We start from the raw sequence: 17,056 nt of genomic DNA, 5'->3' as shown, positions 1-17,056 counted from the left end.
CATGGCTAACATTCCAACGATTTCTTTCGACGCCATCATTATTGGTGGTGGCGGTGCCGGCATGCGCGCTGCGCTGCAACTGGCGCAGGGCGGTCACAAGACTGCCGTGATCACCAAGGTTTTTCCGACCCGTTCGCACACTGTATCCGCCCAGGGCGGCATCACGTGCGCAATCGCGTCTGCTGACCCGAACGATGACTGGCGCTGGCACATGTACGATACCGTCAAGGGTTCCGACTACATCGGTGACCAGGACGCTATCGAATACATGTGTCAGGAAGGCCCGGCCGCTGTTTTCGAGCTGGACCACATGGGTCTGCCGTTCTCGCGTACCGAGCAAGGTCGTATCTACCAGCGTCCGTTCGGTGGTCAGTCCAAGGACTACGGTAAAGGCGGCCAGGCTGCACGTACTTGCGCGGCATCCGACCGTACCGGTCACGCACTGCTGCACACCCTTTATCAGGGCAACCTGAAAGCCGGTACCACGTTCCTGAACGAGTACTACGCTGTCGACCTGGTGAAAAACCAGGAAGGCGAATTCGTCGGTGTGATCGCCATCTGCATCGAAACCGGCGAAACCACCTACATCCGCGCCAAGGCCACTGTATTGGCTACAGGCGGTGCAGGTCGTATCTACGCGTCCACCACCAACGCCCTGATCAACACCGGTGACGGCGTCGGCATGGCTCTGCGTGCTGGCGTACCGGTACAAGACATTGAAATGTGGCAGTTCCACCCGACCGGTATCGCCGGCGCCGGTGTACTGGTGACCGAAGGTTGCCGTGGTGAAGGTGGTTACCTGATCAACAAGCACGGCGAGCGTTTCATGGAGCGTTATGCTCCGAACGCCAAAGACCTTGCCGGTCGTGACGTGGTTGCGCGTTCGATGGTCAAGGAAATCATCGCCGGCAACGGTTGCGGTCCGAATGGCGACCACGTAATGCTCAAACTCGACCACCTGGGCGAGGAAGTGCTGCACAGCCGTCTGCCAGGCATCTGCGAACTGTCGAAGACTTTCGCTCACGTTGACCCGGTGGTTGCGCCGGTTCCGGTTGTTCCGACCTGCCACTATATGATGGGCGGCGTTGCCACCAACATTCATGGTCAGGCGATCACCCAGGACGCCGACGGCGTGGATCAGATCATTCCAGGTCTGTTCGCGGTAGGTGAAGTGGCTTGCGTATCGGTACACGGTGCCAACCGTCTGGGCGGCAACTCGCTGCTCGACCTGGTGGTATTCGGCCGCGCTGCCGGCCTGCACCTGGAAAAGGCACTGACCGACGGCATCGAATACGACGACGCTACCGAAGCCGACATCGAAGCTGCCCTGTCGCGCCTGAACGCACTGAACAACCGTACTGACGGCGAAGATGTTGCTACCCTGCGTCGCGAGCTGCAAAGCTGCATGCAGAACTACTTCGGTGTGTTCCGTACCGGCGAATACATGCAGAAAGGTATCGCTCAGCTGGCTGACCTGCGTACCCGCATCGCCAACGTGAAGATCAACGATAAGTCGCAGGCGTTCAACACTGCCCGTATCGAAGCGCTGGAGCTGCAAAACCTGCTGGAAGTGGCTGAAGCTACCGCCATCGCGGCCGAAGTACGTAAAGAGTCCCGCGGCGCGCACGCCCGTGAAGACTTTGAAGACCGTGATGACGAAAACTGGCTGTGCCACACCCTGTACTTCCCGGGTGACAAGCGCGTTACCAAGCGTGCCGTGAACTTCTCGCCGAAGACTGTTCCGACTTTCGAACCTAAAGTCCGGACTTATTAAGGGTGACCGCCATGTTGCAAGTCAGTGTTTATCGCTACAACCCTGATCAGGACGCTGCGCCGTTCATGCAGGAATTCCAGGTCGATACCGGTGGTAAAGACCTGATGGTGCTGGACGTGCTGGCCCTGATCAAAGAGCAGGACGAGGGTTTCTCCTATCGTCGCTCTTGCCGTGAAGGCGTCTGTGGCTCCGACGGCATGAACATCAACGGCAAGAACGGTCTGGCGTGCATCACGCCACTGTCCGCCGTTGTAAAAGGTAACAAGCTGATTGTTCGTCCGCTGCCAGGTTTGCCGGTTATCCGTGACCTGGTCGTCGATATGAGCATCTTCTACAAGCAATACGAGAAGGTGAAGCCTTACCTGCAGAACGACACGCCGGCTCCGGCCATCGAGCGTCTGCAGTCCCCTGAAGAGCGTGAAAAGCTCGATGGTCTGTACGAGTGCATCCTGTGTGCTTGCTGCTCGACCTCTTGCCCGTCCTTCTGGTGGAACCCGGACAAGTTCCTGGGTCCAGCTGCGCTGCTGCAAGCTTATCGCTTCCTGGCAGACAGCCGTGATACCAAGACCAACGAGCGTCTGGCTTCGCTCGATGACCCGTTCAGCGTCTTCCGCTGCCGGGGCATCATGAACTGCGTCAACGTATGTCCGAAAGGCCTGAACCCGACTAAGGCCATCGGTCACATCCGTAACATGCTGCTTTCGAGCGGCGTGTGATTCAGCTGCTGTAACCGCTGTACCCGTAGAGGCTGTGGCGCGGGCTTCAACCCGCGTCATGGCTATAACCAGAGCAGTAGCCACAAGCTGCCGCTCTTATTTTGAAGAAATGAGACAAGCAGGGGCATCCGGGCTGGTACCCGGACTATCAGTGTGATCCTAAGTGGCTTGTTTTAGTCGCTGCATTCGGACTTCTGCAAGTTTGCTCGGTGTCGACGCCGATGGTGTTCCCCTAACCGAGGGTGACCAAGCATGCAAGAAAGCGTGATGCAGCGCATGTGGAACAGCGCCTACCTTTCAGGTGGAAACGCTGCCTATGTGGAAGAGCTTTATGAGCTCTACCTGCACGACCCTAACGCTGTGCCAGAAGAGTGGCGCACCTACTTTCAGAAGTTGCCTGCCGACGGCAACTCTGCCACTGATGTTTCGCATTCCACAATTCGCGATCATTTCGTGCTGCTGGCAAAGAACCAGCGCCGCGCCCAACCGGTTTCCGCCGGCAGCGTGAGCAGTGAGCACGAGAAGAAGCAAGTTGAAGTGTTGCGATTGATCCAGGCCTACCGTATGCGTGGCCACCAGGCAGCCCAGCTTGACCCGCTGGGGCTGTGGCAGCGTCCTGCACCTGCAGACCTGTCGATCAATCATTACGGCTTGACCAATGCCGATCTTGATACGACCTTCCGTGCCGGCGACCTGTTCATCGGCAAAGAGGAAGCGAGCCTACGCGAAATTCACGAAGCGTTGCAGCAGACATATTGCCGCACCATCGGCGCTGAATTTACGCACATCACCGATTCCGAGCAGCGCCAGTGGTTCCAGCAGCGTCTGGAAAGCGTGCGTGGTCGTCCGACGTACTCCGCCGACATCAAGAGCCATCTGCTTGAGCGCGTGACCGCCGGTGAAGGCCTGGAAAAATACCTGGGCACCAAATACCCGGGCACCAAGCGTTTCGGTCTGGAAGGCGGCGAGAGCCTGATTCCGATGCTCGACGAGTTGATCCAGCGTTCCGGTTCCTACGGCACCAAGGAAGTCGTCATCGGCATGGCCCACCGTGGCCGCCTGAACGTGCTGGTCAACACCTTCGGCAAGAACCCGCGCGAGCTGTTCGATGAGTTCGAAGGCAAGAAGAAGGTCGAGCTCGGTTCCGGTGACGTTAAATACCACCAGGGCTTCTCGTCCAACGTGATGACCGCCGGCGGTGAAGTCCACCTGGCCATGGCGTTCAACCCGTCCCACCTGGAAATCGTTTCCCCGGTGGTAGAAGGTTCGGTGCGTGCCCGTCAGGATCGTCGTAACGACCCGACCGGTGAGAAAGTTCTGCCGATCTCCATCCACGGTGACGCTGCATTCGCAGGTCAGGGCGTGGTCATGGAAACCTTCCAGATGTCGCAGACCCGCGGTTTCAAGACCGGCGGTACCGTGCACATCGTGATCAACAACCAGGTGGGATTCACCATCAGCAACCCGTTGGACTCGCGTTCCACCGAGTACGCCACCGACGTTGCGAAGATGATCCAGGCGCCGATCCTCCATGTGAATGGTGATGATCCGGAAGCCGTGTTGTTCGTGACCCAGCTGGCCATCGACTACCGCATGCAGTTCAAGCGTGACGTGGTGATCGACCTGGTCTGCTACCGTCGTCGCGGCCACAACGAGGCCGACGAGCCAAGCGGTACCCAGCCTCTGATGTATCAGCAGATCACCAAGCAGCGCACTACCCGTGAGCTGTACGCTGATCGTCTGACCCAGGGCGGTGTACTGGACGCAGAGCGTGTTCAGGCGAAAGTCGACGAATACCGCAACGCGCTGGACAACGGTCTGCATGTCGTGAAATCGCTGGTCAAAGAGCCGAACAAAGAACTGTTCGTCGACTGGCGTCCGTATCTGGGCCACGCCTGGACGGCGCGTCACGACACGCGTTTCGATCTGAAGACCCTGCAAGAACTGTCCGCCAAGCTGCTGGAAATTCCGGAAGGCTTCGTGGTTCAGCGTCAGGTCGCGAAGATCTACGAAGACCGTCAGAAGATGCAAGCCGGCGGCCTGCCGATCAACTGGGGTTACGCCGAAACCATGGCGTACGCGACCCTGGCGTTCGAAGGTCACCCGATTCGCATGACCGGTCAGGACATCGGTCGCGGTACGTTCTCGCACCGTCACGCTGTGCTGCACAACCAGAAAGACGCGGGCACCTACATTCCGCTGCAGAACCTGTACGACGGTCAGCCACGCTTTGACCTGTACGACTCGTTCCTGTCGGAAGAAGCGGTACTGGCGTTCGAATACGGTTACTCGACCACCACGCCAAACGCGCTGGTGATCTGGGAAGCCCAGTTCGGCGACTTCGCCAACGGTGCGCAGGTTGTGATCGACCAGTTCATTACCAGCGGCGAGCACAAGTGGGGCCGTCTCTGCGGTCTGACCATGTTGCTGCCACACGGTTACGAAGGTCAGGGCCCTGAGCACAGCTCGGCACGTCTTGAGCGTTACCTGCAGCTGTGCGCAGAGCACAACATTCAGGTGTGCATGCCGACCACCCCGGCCCAGATCTACCACTTGCTGCGCCGTCAGGTGATTCGCCCGCTGCGCAAACCACTGGTAGTGCTGACGCCGAAGTCGTTGCTGCGCCACAAGCTGGCCATCTCGACGCTGGAAGATCTGGCCGAAGGTTCGTTCCAGACCGTGATCCCGGAAATCGATGCCCTGGACCCGAAAAAGGTCGAGCGCATTGTTCTGTGCAGCGGCAAGGTCTACTACGACCTGCTGGAAAAACGCCGTGCCGAAGGCCGCGAAGATATCGCCATTGTGCGTATCGAGCAGCTGTATCCGTTCCCTGAGGACGACTTGAAAGAAGTCCTGGCTCCGTACACCAACGTCAAACATGCCGTGTGGTGTCAGGAAGAGCCGATGAACCAGGGTGCCTGGTACTGCAGCCAGCATCACTTGCGTCGCAGCATCGCCAACCTCGACAAGACTCTCGTACTTGAGTACGCGGGCCGTGAGGCTTCGGCTGCCCCAGCATGTGGTTACGCATCGATGCACGCCGAGCAGCAGGAAAAACTGCTGCAAGATGCTTTCACTGTTTAACGCCTTCGCGCTGACTGAAACCGAATTTTAAGGACCCACAGATAATGGCTATCGAAATCAAAGCCCCGTCATTCCCGGAATCGGTTGCCGATGGCACCGTTGCCACCTGGCACAAGAAACCAGGTGAGGCCGTCAAGCGTGACGACCTGATCGTCGACATCGAAACCGACAAAGTCGTGCTTGAGGTGTTGGCTGAAGCGGACGGCGTGCTGGGCGCAATCGTTGCCGAAGAGGGCGCTACCGTTCTGTCGAACCAGGTCCTGGGCTCGATCGAAGAGGGCGGCGCTGCTGCTGCCGCTCCTGCCGCCGCTGCTGCTCCGGCTGCTACTGCCGCTGCCGCACCGGCTGCTGCCGATGGCGAAGATGACCCGATCGCAGCTCCGGCTGCGCGCAAGCTGGCTGAAGAAAACGGCATCAACATCGCCTCCGTTGCCGGCACCGGCAAGGGTGGTCGTGTGACCAAGGAAGACGTTGTAGCTGCTGTAGCTGCGAAGAAAGCCGCTCCGGCTGCCGCGCCTGCCAAGGCTGCTGCTCCTTCGGCTGCCGCTCCGGTGTTCGCCGCTGGCGACCGCATCGAGAAGCGCGTACCGATGACCCGCGTTCGTGCCACCGTGGCCAAGCGCCTGGTTGAGGCACAGTCGAACATGGCGATGCTGACCACTTTCAACGAAGTCGACATGACCGAAGTCATGGCCCTGCGTTCGAAGTACAAGGACCTGTTCGAGAAGTCCCACAACGGCGTACGCCTGGGCTTCATGTCGTTCTTCGTCAAAGCCGCCACCGAAGCGCTGAAACGCTTCCCGGCTGTCAACGCGTCGATCGACGGCGGCGACATCGTTTACCACGGCTACGCGGACATCGGCGTTGCCGTTTCCAGCGACCGCGGTCTGGTTGTTCCGGTTCTGCGTAACGCCGAGCTGATGAGCCTGGCTGAAATCGAAGGCGGCATCGCCACCTTCGGCAAGAAAGCCCGTGACGGCAAACTGTCGATGGACGAGATGACCGGTGGTACCTTCACCATCACCAACGGTGGTACCTTCGGTTCGATGATGTCGACCCCGATCGTCAACCCGCCGCAGGCAGCGATTCTGGGCATGCACAACATCATTCAGCGTCCTATGGCCATCAACGGTCAGGTCGTTATCCGTCCGATGATGTACCTGGCACTGTCCTACGATCACCGTCTGATCGATGGCAAAGAAGCTGTAACCTTCCTGGTGACCATCAAGAACCTGCTGGAAGATCCGGCTCGTCTGTTGCTGGATATCTGATAGAAGCAGTCGCGGGCTTCAAGTTTCAAGCTGCAGGAAAGGGCAGCTTGGCTTGGAGCGCGCGGCTTGAAGCTTTTCGCTAAAGAGGATTTTTTGAATGTCGCAGAAATTTGACGTAGTAGTGATCGGTGCTGGCCCTGGTGGCTATGTGGCTGCCATCAAGGCCGCGCAGCTGGGTCTGAGCACTGCCTGCATCGAGAAGTACACCGACGCTGAAGGCAAGCAAGCCCTGGGCGGCACCTGCCTGAACGTGGGCTGCATTCCTTCCAAGGCTCTGCTCGACAGTTCCTGGAAATACAAGGAAGCGAAAGAAAGCTTCAACGTTCACGGTATCTCGACTGGCGAAGTCAAAATGGACGTCGCTGCGATGGTCGGCCGCAAGGCTGGCATCGTCAAGAACCTGACCGGCGGCGTTGCCACTCTGTTCAAGGCCAACGGCGTTACTTCGATCCAGGGCCACGGCAAACTGCTGGCTGGCAAGAAAGTCGAAGTCACCAAGCCAGACGGCTCGGTTGAAGTCATCGAAGCTGAAAACGTCATCCTCGCGCCAGGCTCGCGTCCGATCGACATTCCACCGGCTCCGGTTGATCAGAACGTCATCGTTGATTCGACGGGTGCTCTGGAATTCCAGACCGTACCTAAGCGTCTGGGCGTGATCGGCGCTGGCGTGATCGGTCTGGAACTGGGTTCGGTATGGTCCCGTCTGGGTTCCGAAGTCGTGGTTCTGGAAGCGCTGGACACTTTCCTGATGGCAGCGGACACCGCTGTTTCCAAGGAAGCGCTGAAAACCCTGACCAAACAGGGTCTGGACATCAAACTGGGCGCTCGCGTTACCGGTTCGAAAGTCAACGGCGAAGAAGTCGTCGTCAACTACACCGATGCCAACGGCGAACAGACCATCACTTTCGACAAGCTGATCGTGGCCGTTGGTCGCCGTCCGGTGACCACTGATCTGCTGTCTGCCGACTGCGGCGTGGAAATCGACGAGCGTGGTTTCATCGCGGTCGATGACCATTGCGTCACAGCTGTACCGGGCGTCTTCGCCATCGGTGACGTGGTTCGCGGCATGATGCTGGCCCACAAGGCTTCGGAAGAAGGCATCATGGTTGTCGAGCGCATCAAGGGCCACAAGGCTCAGATGAACTATGATTTGATCCCTTCGGTTATTTATACTCACCCGGAAATCGCGTGGGTTGGCAAAACCGAGCAGGCCCTGAAGGCCGAAGGCGTTGAAGTCAACGTCGGCACCTTCCCGTTCGCCGCTTCCGGCCGTGCCATGGCCGCCAACGATACCGGTGGTTTCGTCAAGGTCATCGCAGATGCCAAGACTGACCGCGTATTGGGCGTGCACGTGATTGGCCCGAGCGCTGCAGAACTCGTTCAGCAGGGCGCGATCGGTATGGAATTCGGCACCAGCGCTGAAGACTTGGGCATGATGGTTTTCTCCCATCCGACCCTGTCCGAAGCCTTGCACGAAGCTGCTCTGGCAGTGAATGGCGGCGCCATTCACATTGCCAACCGCAAGAAGCGTTAAGACATAATAAGAAACCACGGCGGCAACGGCCCGTCGTGAGCCTTGCGAGCAAGACTCACCGCGGAATGTCCGCCGGACGCAGTCTTGCGTAGCCCAGCTACGCAAGCAGCAGTCACAGGTGGCGCGGCACTCAAACGAGCGCAGCGCCGAATGCGCAGTACCTAACGAAGACGGTAAAAAGCATGAATCTTCACGAGTATCAGGGTAAGCAGCTGTTCGCTGAATACGGCCTGCCAGTTTCCACTGGTTACGCAGTAGACACCCCGGAAGCAGCAGCAGAAGCTTGCGACAAAATCGGCGGCAACGAGTGGGTCGTCAAAGCCCAGGTTCACGCCGGTGGTCGCGGTAAAGCGGGCGGCGTCAAGCTGGTTCGCAGCAAAGAAGACGCCAAAGCCTTCGCACAGCAGTGGCTGGGCAAGCGTCTGGTGACTTACCAGACTGACGCCAATGGCCAGCCAGTCACCAAGATCCTGGTTGAATCGTGCACTGATATCGCTAAAGAGCTGTACCTGGGCGCTGTCGTTGACCGTTCGAGCCGTCGCATCGTGTTCATGGCTTCCACCGAAGGTGGCGTGGACATCGAGAAAATCGCTCACGACACTCCAGAAAAAATTCTCAAGGCCACTATCGATCCACTGGTTGGCGCTCAGCCATCCCAGGGTCGCGAGCTGGCATTCCAGCTGGGTCTGGAAGGCAAGCAGGTCACTCAGTTCGCCAAGATCTTCGTAGGTCTGGCCAAGCTGTTCAAAGACCACGACCTGGCTCTGCTGGAAGTGAACCCGCTGGTGATCAAGGCTGACGGCGATCTGCACTGCCTGGATGCCAAGATCAACATCGACGCCAACGCCATGTACCGTCAGCCTAAGCTGAAGGCTTTCCACGATCCGTCGCAGGACGATCCGCGCGAAGCGCACGCTGCCAAGTTCGAACTGAACTACGTAGCACTGGAAGGCAACATCGGTTGCATGGTCAACGGTGCTGGCCTGGCCATGGGTACCATGGACATCGTCAACCTGCATGGCGGCAAGCCAGCCAACTTCCTCGACGTAGGTGGTGGCGCTACCAAAGAACGCGTTACTGAAGCGTTCAAGATCATTCTGTCCGACACCAACGTCGCTGCAGTACTGGTCAACATCTTCGGCGGCATCGTTCGCTGCGACATGATTGCCGAAGGCATCATCGGCGCTGTGAAAGAAGTCGGCGTGAAAATCCCGGTTGTTGTTCGCCTTGAAGGCAACAACGCTGAGCTGGGCGCTAAAGTACTGGCAGAAAGCGGTTTGAACATCATCGCTGCTACCAGCCTGACCGACGCTGCTCAACAAGTTGTCAAAGCTGCGGAGGGCAAATAATGAGCGTCCTGATCAATAAAGACACCAAAGTTATCTGCCAGGGTATTACCGGTTCGCAAGGTAGTTTCCACACCCAGCAAGCCATCGAATACGGCACCAAGATGGTTGGTGGCGTAACTCCTGGCAAAGGCGGCACCGAGCACCTGGGTCTGCCAGTGTTCAACACCGTTAAAGACGCAGTAGCAGCCACTGGCGCTACCGCCAGCGTGATCTACGTTCCGGCTCCTTTCTGCAAGGACTCGATCCTGGAAGCGGCCTTCGGCGGCATCAAGCTGATCGTCTGCATCACCGAAGGCATTCCTACCCTGGACATGCTGGACGCCAAAGTTAAGTGCGACGAGCTGGGCGTAGTCCTGATCGGCCCTAACTGCCCAGGCGTGATCACCCCCGGCGAATGCAAGATCGGCATCATGCCAGGTCACATTCACTTGCCAGGCAAGGTCGGTATCGTTTCGCGTTCCGGCACCCTGACCTACGAAGCTGTGAAGCAGACCACTGACGCCGGTTTCGGTCAGTCGACTTGCGTCGGCATCGGTGGTGACCCGATCCCGGGTTCGAACTTCATCGACATCCTGAAGCTGTTCCAGGAAGACCCGAAGACCGAAGCGATCGTGATGATCGGTGAGATCGGCGGTTCGGCTGAAGAAGAAGCGGCTGCCTACATCAAGGCACACGTGACCAAGCCGGTTGTTTCCTACATCGCTGGTGTGACTGCTCCTCCGGGCAAGCGCATGGGCCATGCTGGCGCAATCATCTCTGGCGGCAAAGGCACTGCAGACGAGAAATTCGCTGCGCTGCAAGACGCAGGCGTTAAAACCGTGCGTTCGCTGGCAGACATCGGCAAGGCCCTGGCCGAGCTGACTGGTTGGGAAGTAAAGAAGTAAGCCACGGCTGACTTTTTAGCTCCAGCAACAAAGGCCACCTTCGGGTGGCCTTTGTCGTTTCTGGCACCTGCGTCATCAGTGATATCGCCTTCGCGAGCAAGCTCGCACACATTTGTACGCATTCCCCAGTGGGAGCGAGCTTGCTCGCGAAGGCGATTTATAGGCATTTACCCAATTACATGCAAAAACGCGACACTGAAACGTCGTGTATCGGATAGTTCGCCCTCTAACAGTGCGTTTGTCTGCCGAATTCGTTAGGCTGGCAGCCATTTTTGCGTCCGCCGCCCACAAGGTAGCCACGCGCTTTAAGGGTCAGTCCCATACGGATCGACAGCATTTCCCTAATCCCACAGGGCAATCCCCCTCTAAATTCCGATTTCAGTAGTGTGGTATTACCTTAATGAAAGTTTTGAAAGGTCAGGACATCCTGGCACTTGGCTTTATGACATTTGCCCTGTTCGTTGGGGCTGGCAACATTATCTTCCCGCCTATCGTGGGCTTGCAGGCCGGACCTCATGTCTGGATGGCTGCGCTGGGCTTTCTGATCACTGCGGTGGGTCTGCCGGTGATCACCGTCGTTGCACTGGCAAAGGTCGGTGGGGCGATGGATGCATTGAGCAGCCCGATCGGCAAGATTGCCGGCGGCATTCTGGCGGCGGCGTGCTACCTGGCGGTCGGCCCGTTGTTCGCCACCCCGCGTACCGCAACCGTATCGTTTGAAGTCGGCCTGGCGCCGCTGACTGGCGAAAGTCCGCTGGCACTGTTCCTCTACAGCTCGGTGTACTTCCTGCTGGTGTTCTTCATTTCGCTCTACCCTGGGCGTTTGCTGGACACCGTGGGCCGTTTCCTCGCGCCGCTGAAGATCATCGCCCTGGCGGTACTTGGTATCGCGGCATTCGCCTTGCCAGCGGGTGACATTGGCCACGGCACGCCTGAGTACGTGGCCGCACCATTCTCCCAAGGCTTCATCAATGGTTATCTGACCATGGATACCCTGGGCGCGCTGGTGTTCGGCATCGTCATCGTTAACGCGATCCGCTCTCGTGGCGTCGAGTCACCGGCGTTGATCACCCGTTATGCAATCATCGCCGGCCTGATCGCCGGTGTCGGTCTGGCGCTGGTGTATGTCAGCCTGTTCCGCCTCGGTTCCGGCAGTCATGAAGTGGCCGTGGGCGCAACCAACGGCGCCGCGGTACTGCACGCCTATGTGCAACACACCTTCGGTTCGCTGGGCAGCGGGTTTCTCGCGGTGCTGATCTCGCTGGCTTGTCTGGTGACCGCGGTCGGCCTGACCTGTGCGTGCGCTGAGTACTTCAGCCGTGTGCTGCCACTGTCCTACAAGACGCTGGTGATCATTCTGGCGGCGTTCTCGCTGCTGGTGTCCAACCTGGGCCTGACCAAGCTGATTGCCTTCTCGATCCCGGTGTTGACGGCGATCTACCCGCCCTGCATCGTTCTGGTCGCGCTGAGCTTCTGCAAAGACTTCTGGCATGAACATGGCCGCATTATCGGCCCGGTGATGCTGGTGTCGTTCATCTTCGGCACCATCGATGCGCTGAAAGGCGCCGGTCTTGCCGACTGGATGCCGGCGCAGTTGTCCCACCTGCCGCTGAGCGAGCAGGGCCTGGCGTGGCTGGTGCCGTGCGTGATGACCCTGGTGGTTGCAGTGGTTTGCGATCGCCTGCTGGGCAAGCGCAGCGAAGCGGTTGCCTGACGTTGGTTGACCCGCCACAAGCGGGTTTTCAACGCCTAAACAGAAATGCCCCGTATCAATCGATACGGGGCATTTTTTATGTGTGTCGGGCAGTGTCTTTTTCCCTGAGCTAACGTCGAAGGGTTGCCTGATGTCCATGTGGGAGGTCGCACCCACAGTTTTCCGATTCACCGCTCCTCATCACAAGGAATTGCATGTCGTTCATCCAAGCCAATCTGATCCACCTGCTCGCCGCCGTCTGGTTTGTCATCTGCTGGGGTGGTTACACCCGTTACGCCACTTGGAAGGCCCGCGATACCGCGTGTCTGGCCAGTGTGTTGCACCTGTACCGTGAAGACTGGATGCGCCGCATGCTGCTGCGTGACAACCGCATCGCCGATGCCAGCGTGATCGGTAATCTGGAACGCAATGCCTCGTTCTTCGCCTCGAGCACATTGATTATCCTCGCCGGTATTCTCACCGTGCTTGGTGCGTCCGAGCGGGCGGTGTCGTTGCTGGCGGATATCCCGATGGTGCAGCAAGCGTCGCAGGGCATGTCGGAAATCAAGTTGCTGTGTCTGGCGATGGTGTTTGTCTACGCCTTCTTTACTTTCAGCTGGTGCATGCGTCAGTACAACTTTGCTGCCGTGCTAGTGGGCTCGGCGCCGATGATCGGCGAGCGGCAGGTGTCGGAGCAGGAGCGCAAGGCCTTCGCCTTGCGAGCCGCGCGGGTGATTTCGATGGCGGCCAACCAATTCAACTTCGGCTTGCGTTCCTATTATTTCGGCATGAGCATGCTGGCCTGGTTTGTCAGTCCGTGGCTGTTCATGCTGATGAGTGCCGGCGTGGTCGTGGTTCTGTACCGCCGCGAGTTTCATTCCGATGTTCTCGATGTCATGGTCTATACCCCTACAGAGGCTTCGATCCCCGAGGCGAACAAAGAGGCTGCTTGATGAGTATTCCATTCTGGTGTGTGTTTATCAGTGCATTGCTGATCTATATCGCACGTATGCCGGTGGGCAAGGCGATGAAAGAGCAGGGTGGATACAACAACCACTTGCCGCGCCAACAACAAGCGCAACTGACCGGCTATGGCGCGAGGGCGCTGGCGGCTCACCAGAACAGTATCGAAGCATTCATCCTGTTCGCGGTCGGCGTGCTGATGGCGCACACCACGCAAACGGCGGGCTGGCTGATCGATACATTGGCGATCATCTTCGTGATCGCGCGGATCCTCTACTTGTGGTTTTATCTGGCCGATCTACCCAAACTGCGCAGCCTGGTCTGGCTAGTTGGCCTGGTGGTCTCACTGTTGCTGATGATTAGTCCGACTTTTAGAACTGTCTTGCTCTAAGGCAATCTCGGTACTGAATGACAGGCAAAAGAAAACCCGCACTTGGCGGGTTTTCTTTTTCTGCAACAAGAAGCGGATTATTGCTTCTTGGCAGCTTCTTCTTGTGCAGCAGCGTTCGATTCTGCCTGAGCTTTGGCAGCTTCGGCGTTTTCTTTCGCTGCGTCGTTCACCTTATCCTGAGCTTTGTTCATGTCTTGCTGAGCTTGTTCAGCATGTTGGTTGGCATCTTGAGCTTTGTCCTCGGATTTTTTATCGCAGGCAGCGAGACCGAGGGAAGCGGTCAACATCAAGGCAATAGCTAAAGTCTTACGCATGGGGTGTTTCTCCTTATGGAAAATAACTACTGGCCTTAAGAACCTGGCGCTACAGGTTAAGTTCCTCATTTCTTTCAGATATATAAGTTTGTTTTTATACGGAACTTTTGCTGTTTTGCTCACTACTGGCAAAAGGCTTTAACGAGAGTATTTATCAAATGGCCGAAAACACCGTTTTTGAGCGTGCGACACGGTTTCTATCAGCGTTGCGTCACTGTCAGGTGCTTGGTTTACAGGTGCACAGCGCCTCCAGCGAAGGGCTCACGGTGATGTTGCCATATAGCCCGAAAATCGTCGGCAACCCCGAAACCGGAGTGATTCATGGTGGCGCGATTACTTCATTGATGGACACGGCCTGCGGGATGTCGACCTTGTGCGTACTTGCGGAATTCGAGGTGTGCCCGACCCTCGATTTGCGCATCGATTACATGCACGCCGCCGAGCCGCACAAAAATGTCTACGGCTTCGCCCAGTGCTACCGGGTGACCACCGATGTGATCTTTGCCCGGGGCTTTGCTTATCAGGATGACCCTGAGCAGCCTATCGCCCATGTCGTCGGCACATTCATGCGTATGGGCAAAAATATCAAAGGCACAAAAGGATTCGGCGGCGTGATCAAGGGAGAAAAGCAGTGAGCGAAGATCTCAAGCAGCGACTGCAACAGGCCCACGGCCAAGGTGATTACGCGCCATTGCTGGAACTGATCCCGTACGCCGGGCTGATCGGCATCGAATGCTCGCGTGTAGGCGATGAATTGCTGTTCAAGCTGCCGGCGAACAAGGACAACATTGGTAACCCTTTATTACCAGCGATCCACGGCGGGGTGATTGCCGGGTTCATGGAGTTGGCCGCCGCTTTGCACCTGCTGATTTTCACTGGCGCACCGGGGGTGCCGAAAATTATCGACTTCTCCCTCGATTACCTGCGCGCCGGGCAGTTCCGCGATACCTGGGCCAAGTGTCAGGTCTGCCGTCAGGGGCGCCGCGTCGCCAACGTCGCCATCACTGCCTGGCAAAGTACCGAAAGCGAACCGATTGCCACCGCTCGCGCGCACTTCAAAATCGATGAGCCCTTGAAATCCTGAACAGCGCCCCAAACTCACATGACAACCCGCCGCCGACCATTCGGGTCGCGGCCAATGCCATCTGATTGGAGTTTGATGACCATGAGTGTGGAAACTCAAAAGGAAACCCTGGGCTTCCAGACCGAGGTAAAGCAGCTGCTGCACCTCATGATCCATTCGCTGTATTCCAACAAGGAAATCTTCCTTCGCGAATTGATCTCGAACGCCTCTGACGCTGTCGACAAACTGCGCTTCGAAGCCCTGGCCAAGCCAGAGTTGCTTGAGGGCGGCGCTGATCTGAAAATCCGTGTGAGCTTTGACAAGGACGCCAAGACCGTCACCCTCGAAGACAACGGTATCGGCATGAACCGTGACGATGTGATCACCCACCTGGGGACCATCGCCAAATCGGGCACTGCCGATTTCATGAAGAATCTCTCGGGCGATCAGAAGAAGGATTCGCACCTGATCGGCCAGTTCGGTGTGGGCTTCTATTCGGCTTTCATCGTCGCCGACAAGGTTGACGTTTACAGCCGTCGCGCCGGCACCGCTGCAAGCGAAGGCGTGCACTGGTCATCGAAAGGCGAGGGTGAGTTCGAAGTCGCCACGATCGACAAACCAGAGCGCGGCACCCGCATCGTCCTGCACCTGAAATCCGGTGAAGACGAGTTCGCCGATGGCTGGCGTCTGCGCAACATCATCAAGAAGTACTCTGACCACATCGCTTTGCCTATCGAACTGCCGAAGGAAGTCACTCCGGCCGAAGGCGAAGAAACTCCGGCCGTTGAGTGGGAAACCGTCAACCGCGCCAGCGCCCTGTGGACCCGTCCGCGCACTGAAGTGAAGGACGAGGAATACCAGGAGTTCTACAAGCACATCGCCCACGACTTTGAAAATCCGCTGGCCTGGAGCCACAACAAAGTCGAAGGCAAGCTCGAATACAGCTCGCTGCTGTACGTGCCGGCCCGCGCACCGTTCGACTTGTACCAGCGTGAAGCGCCGAAAGGTCTGAAGCTCTACGTGCAACGCGTGTTCGTGATGGATCAGGCCGAGTCGTTCCTGCCGCTGTACCTGCGCTTCATCAAAGGCGTGGTCGACTCCAACGACCTGTCGCTGAACGTGTCGCGTGAGATCCTGCAGAAAGACCCGATCATCGATTCGATGAAAACCGCGCTGACCAAGCGCGTGCTCGACATGCTGGAAAAACTGGCGAAGAACGAGCCTGAGCAATACAAAGGCTTCTGGAAGAACTTCGGTCAGGTCATGAAAGAAGGCCCGGCAGAAGACTTCGCCAACAAGGAAAAAATTGCCGGTCTGCTGCGTTTCGCCTCGACCAATGGCGACGACGGCGAGCAGATCGTCGGTCTGGCCGACTACCTGGCACGCGCCAAGGAAGGTCAGGACAAGATCTACTACCTCACCGGCGAAACCTATGCGCAGGTCAAGAACAGCCCGCACCTGGAAGTCTTCCGCAAGAAAGGCATCGAAGTGCTGCTGCTGACCGACCGCATCGATGAGTGGCTGATGAGCTACCTCAGCGAGTTCGACGGCAAGACTTTCGTCGACGTGGCACGTGGTGATCTCGATCTGGGCAACCTGGACTCGGAAGAGGACAAGAAAGCCGCAGAAGAAGTCGCCAAATCCAAAGAAGGTCTGGTTGAGCGTCTGAAAACTGCGCTGGGCGATTCGGTGGCTGAAGTCCGCGTATCCCATCGTCTGACCGATTCGCCGGCCATTCTGGCCATCGGCGAGCAGGACCTGGGTCTGCAGATGCGGCAGATCCTCGAAGCCAGCGGGCAGAAGGTGCCGGATTCGAAGCCGATCTTCGAATTCAACCCGAGCCACCCGCTGATCGAGAAACTCGATGGCGAGCAGAGCGAAGAGCGGTTTGGCGACCTGTCGCACATCCTCTTCGATCAGGCCGCGCTGGCTGCCGGCGACAGCTTGAAGGATCCGGCGGCTTACGTGCGCCGTCTGAACAAGCTGCTGGTTGAACTGTCGGTTTAATCAAGTTGCAGAA

At 57.9% G+C, this 17,056-nt stretch carries 14 protein-coding genes; 13 read left to right on the top strand and 1 reads right to left on the bottom strand.

Annotated features, from left to right (window positions below):
* Nucleotide 1: 1 nt before the first annotated feature.
* From sdhA to ACM6IV_RS01890, 10 genes are all read left to right on the top strand, one after another.
* Nucleotides 2-1,774, top strand: coding sequence for a succinate dehydrogenase flavoprotein subunit (sdhA, locus tag ACM6IV_RS01935; RefSeq protein WP_414868508.1), 1,773 nt, complete (start codon nt 2-4; stop codon nt 1,772-1,774).
* 11 nt (nt 1,775-1,785) lie between these two features.
* Nucleotides 1,786-2,490, top strand: a complete 705-nt coding sequence (locus ACM6IV_RS01930) for a succinate dehydrogenase iron-sulfur subunit (RefSeq protein ID WP_038364054.1) — start codon at nt 1,786-1,788, stop codon at nt 2,488-2,490.
* Between the two features lie 252 nt (nt 2,491-2,742).
* Complete coding sequence (locus ACM6IV_RS01925; RefSeq protein ID WP_414868507.1) at nt 2,743-5,574, top strand: 2-oxoglutarate dehydrogenase E1 component; 2,832 nt, start codon at nt 2,743-2,745, stop codon at nt 5,572-5,574.
* A gap of 44 nt (nt 5,575-5,618) precedes the next feature.
* A complete protein-coding gene (gene odhB / locus ACM6IV_RS01920) occupies nt 5,619-6,845 on the top strand; it encodes a 2-oxoglutarate dehydrogenase complex dihydrolipoyllysine-residue succinyltransferase (protein WP_024012151.1) in 1,227 nt (408 codons plus the stop codon).
* Between the two features lie 97 nt (nt 6,846-6,942).
* Nucleotides 6,943-8,379 (top strand): dihydrolipoyl dehydrogenase, encoded by a 1,437-nt coding sequence (lpdA, locus tag ACM6IV_RS01915; protein ID WP_414868506.1) that lies wholly within the window; start codon nt 6,943-6,945, stop codon nt 8,377-8,379.
* A 182-nt stretch (nt 8,380-8,561) separates the two neighbouring features.
* On the top strand, nt 8,562-9,728 hold the full coding sequence (sucC, locus tag ACM6IV_RS01910) for an ADP-forming succinate--CoA ligase subunit beta (protein WP_186551046.1): 1,167 nt from the start codon (nt 8,562-8,564) through the stop codon (nt 9,726-9,728).
* Nucleotides 9,728-10,612 (top strand): succinate--CoA ligase subunit alpha, encoded by an 885-nt coding sequence (gene sucD, locus ACM6IV_RS01905; RefSeq protein WP_186551045.1) that lies wholly within the window; start codon nt 9,728-9,730, stop codon nt 10,610-10,612. Before sucC ends, sucD begins: the two co-directional genes overlap by 1 nt.
* Before the next feature lie 400 nt (nt 10,613-11,012).
* Nucleotides 11,013-12,326 (top strand): branched-chain amino acid transport system II carrier protein, encoded by a 1,314-nt coding sequence (gene brnQ / locus ACM6IV_RS01900; RefSeq protein WP_414868505.1) that lies wholly within the window; start codon nt 11,013-11,015, stop codon nt 12,324-12,326.
* A 194-nt stretch (nt 12,327-12,520) separates the two neighbouring features.
* Nucleotides 12,521-13,258 (top strand): DUF599 domain-containing protein, encoded by a 738-nt coding sequence (locus ACM6IV_RS01895; RefSeq protein WP_414868504.1) that lies wholly within the window; start codon nt 12,521-12,523, stop codon nt 13,256-13,258.
* Nucleotides 13,258-13,659, top strand: coding sequence for an MAPEG family protein (locus ACM6IV_RS01890; RefSeq protein WP_414868503.1), 402 nt, complete (start codon nt 13,258-13,260; stop codon nt 13,657-13,659). The genes ACM6IV_RS01895 and ACM6IV_RS01890 overlap by 1 nt, the downstream gene beginning before the upstream one ends.
* Before the next feature lie 77 nt (nt 13,660-13,736).
* Here the strand turns inward: ACM6IV_RS01890 and ACM6IV_RS01885 are convergent, their stop codons facing one another.
* Nucleotides 13,737-13,973 carry a hypothetical protein gene (locus ACM6IV_RS01885; protein WP_007959016.1) on the bottom strand — a complete coding sequence of 79 codons (237 nt, stop codon included), beginning with the start codon at nt 13,971-13,973 and terminating at the stop codon, nt 13,737-13,739.
* Nucleotides 13,974-14,131: 158 nt separating this feature from the next.
* Here ACM6IV_RS01885 and ACM6IV_RS01880 point away from each other — a divergent pair, with 158 nt between their 5' ends.
* From ACM6IV_RS01880 to htpG, 3 genes are all read left to right on the top strand, one after another.
* Nucleotides 14,132-14,608: a PaaI family thioesterase gene (locus ACM6IV_RS01880; protein ID WP_414868502.1), complete on the top strand. Its 477-nt coding sequence runs from the start codon at nt 14,132-14,134 to the stop codon at nt 14,606-14,608.
* On the top strand, nt 14,605-15,057 hold the full coding sequence (locus tag ACM6IV_RS01875; RefSeq protein ID WP_414868501.1) for a PaaI family thioesterase: 453 nt from the start codon (nt 14,605-14,607) through the stop codon (nt 15,055-15,057). The genes ACM6IV_RS01880 and ACM6IV_RS01875 overlap by 4 nt, the downstream gene beginning before the upstream one ends.
* An 81-nt stretch (nt 15,058-15,138) precedes the next feature.
* Nucleotides 15,139-17,043, top strand: coding sequence for a molecular chaperone HtpG (gene htpG, locus ACM6IV_RS01870; RefSeq protein ID WP_414868500.1), 1,905 nt, complete (start codon nt 15,139-15,141; stop codon nt 17,041-17,043).
* Nucleotides 17,044-17,056 lie beyond the last annotated feature (13 nt).

This window comes from Pseudomonas sp. IT-347P, from assembly GCF_949768005.1.
In the GTDB taxonomy this organism is placed as follows: Bacteria; Pseudomonadota; Gammaproteobacteria; order Pseudomonadales; family Pseudomonadaceae; genus Aquipseudomonas.
The sequence above is the reverse complement of the archived record's forward strand: the minus strand, read 5'-3'. Positions and strand labels throughout refer to the sequence as shown.

What these genes read in the sequence shown, in the direction of transcription:
- sdhA (WP_414868508.1), top strand. Translation starts at nt 2, where the DNA reads ATGGCTAACATTCCAACGATTTCTTTCGACGCCATCATTATTGGTGGT.
- ACM6IV_RS01930 (WP_038364054.1), top strand. Translation starts at nt 1,786, where the DNA reads ATGTTGCAAGTCAGTGTTTATCGCTACAACCCTGATCAGGACGCTGCG.
- ACM6IV_RS01925 (WP_414868507.1), top strand. Translation starts at nt 2,743, where the DNA reads ATGCAAGAAAGCGTGATGCAGCGCATGTGGAACAGCGCCTACCTTTCA.
- odhB (WP_024012151.1), top strand. Translation starts at nt 5,619, where the DNA reads ATGGCTATCGAAATCAAAGCCCCGTCATTCCCGGAATCGGTTGCCGAT.
- lpdA (WP_414868506.1), top strand. Translation starts at nt 6,943, where the DNA reads ATGTCGCAGAAATTTGACGTAGTAGTGATCGGTGCTGGCCCTGGTGGC.
- sucC (WP_186551046.1), top strand. Translation starts at nt 8,562, where the DNA reads ATGAATCTTCACGAGTATCAGGGTAAGCAGCTGTTCGCTGAATACGGC.
- sucD (WP_186551045.1), top strand. Translation starts at nt 9,728, where the DNA reads ATGAGCGTCCTGATCAATAAAGACACCAAAGTTATCTGCCAGGGTATT.
- brnQ (WP_414868505.1), top strand. Translation starts at nt 11,013, where the DNA reads ATGAAAGTTTTGAAAGGTCAGGACATCCTGGCACTTGGCTTTATGACA.
- ACM6IV_RS01895 (WP_414868504.1), top strand. Translation starts at nt 12,521, where the DNA reads ATGTCGTTCATCCAAGCCAATCTGATCCACCTGCTCGCCGCCGTCTGG.
- ACM6IV_RS01890 (WP_414868503.1), top strand. Translation starts at nt 13,258, where the DNA reads ATGAGTATTCCATTCTGGTGTGTGTTTATCAGTGCATTGCTGATCTAT.
- ACM6IV_RS01885 (WP_007959016.1), bottom strand. Translation starts at nt 13,973, where the DNA reads ATGCGTAAGACTTTAGCTATTGCCTTGATGTTGACCGCTTCCCTCGGT.
- ACM6IV_RS01880 (WP_414868502.1), top strand. Translation starts at nt 14,132, where the DNA reads ATGGCCGAAAACACCGTTTTTGAGCGTGCGACACGGTTTCTATCAGCG.
- htpG (WP_414868500.1), top strand. Translation starts at nt 15,139, where the DNA reads ATGAGTGTGGAAACTCAAAAGGAAACCCTGGGCTTCCAGACCGAGGTA.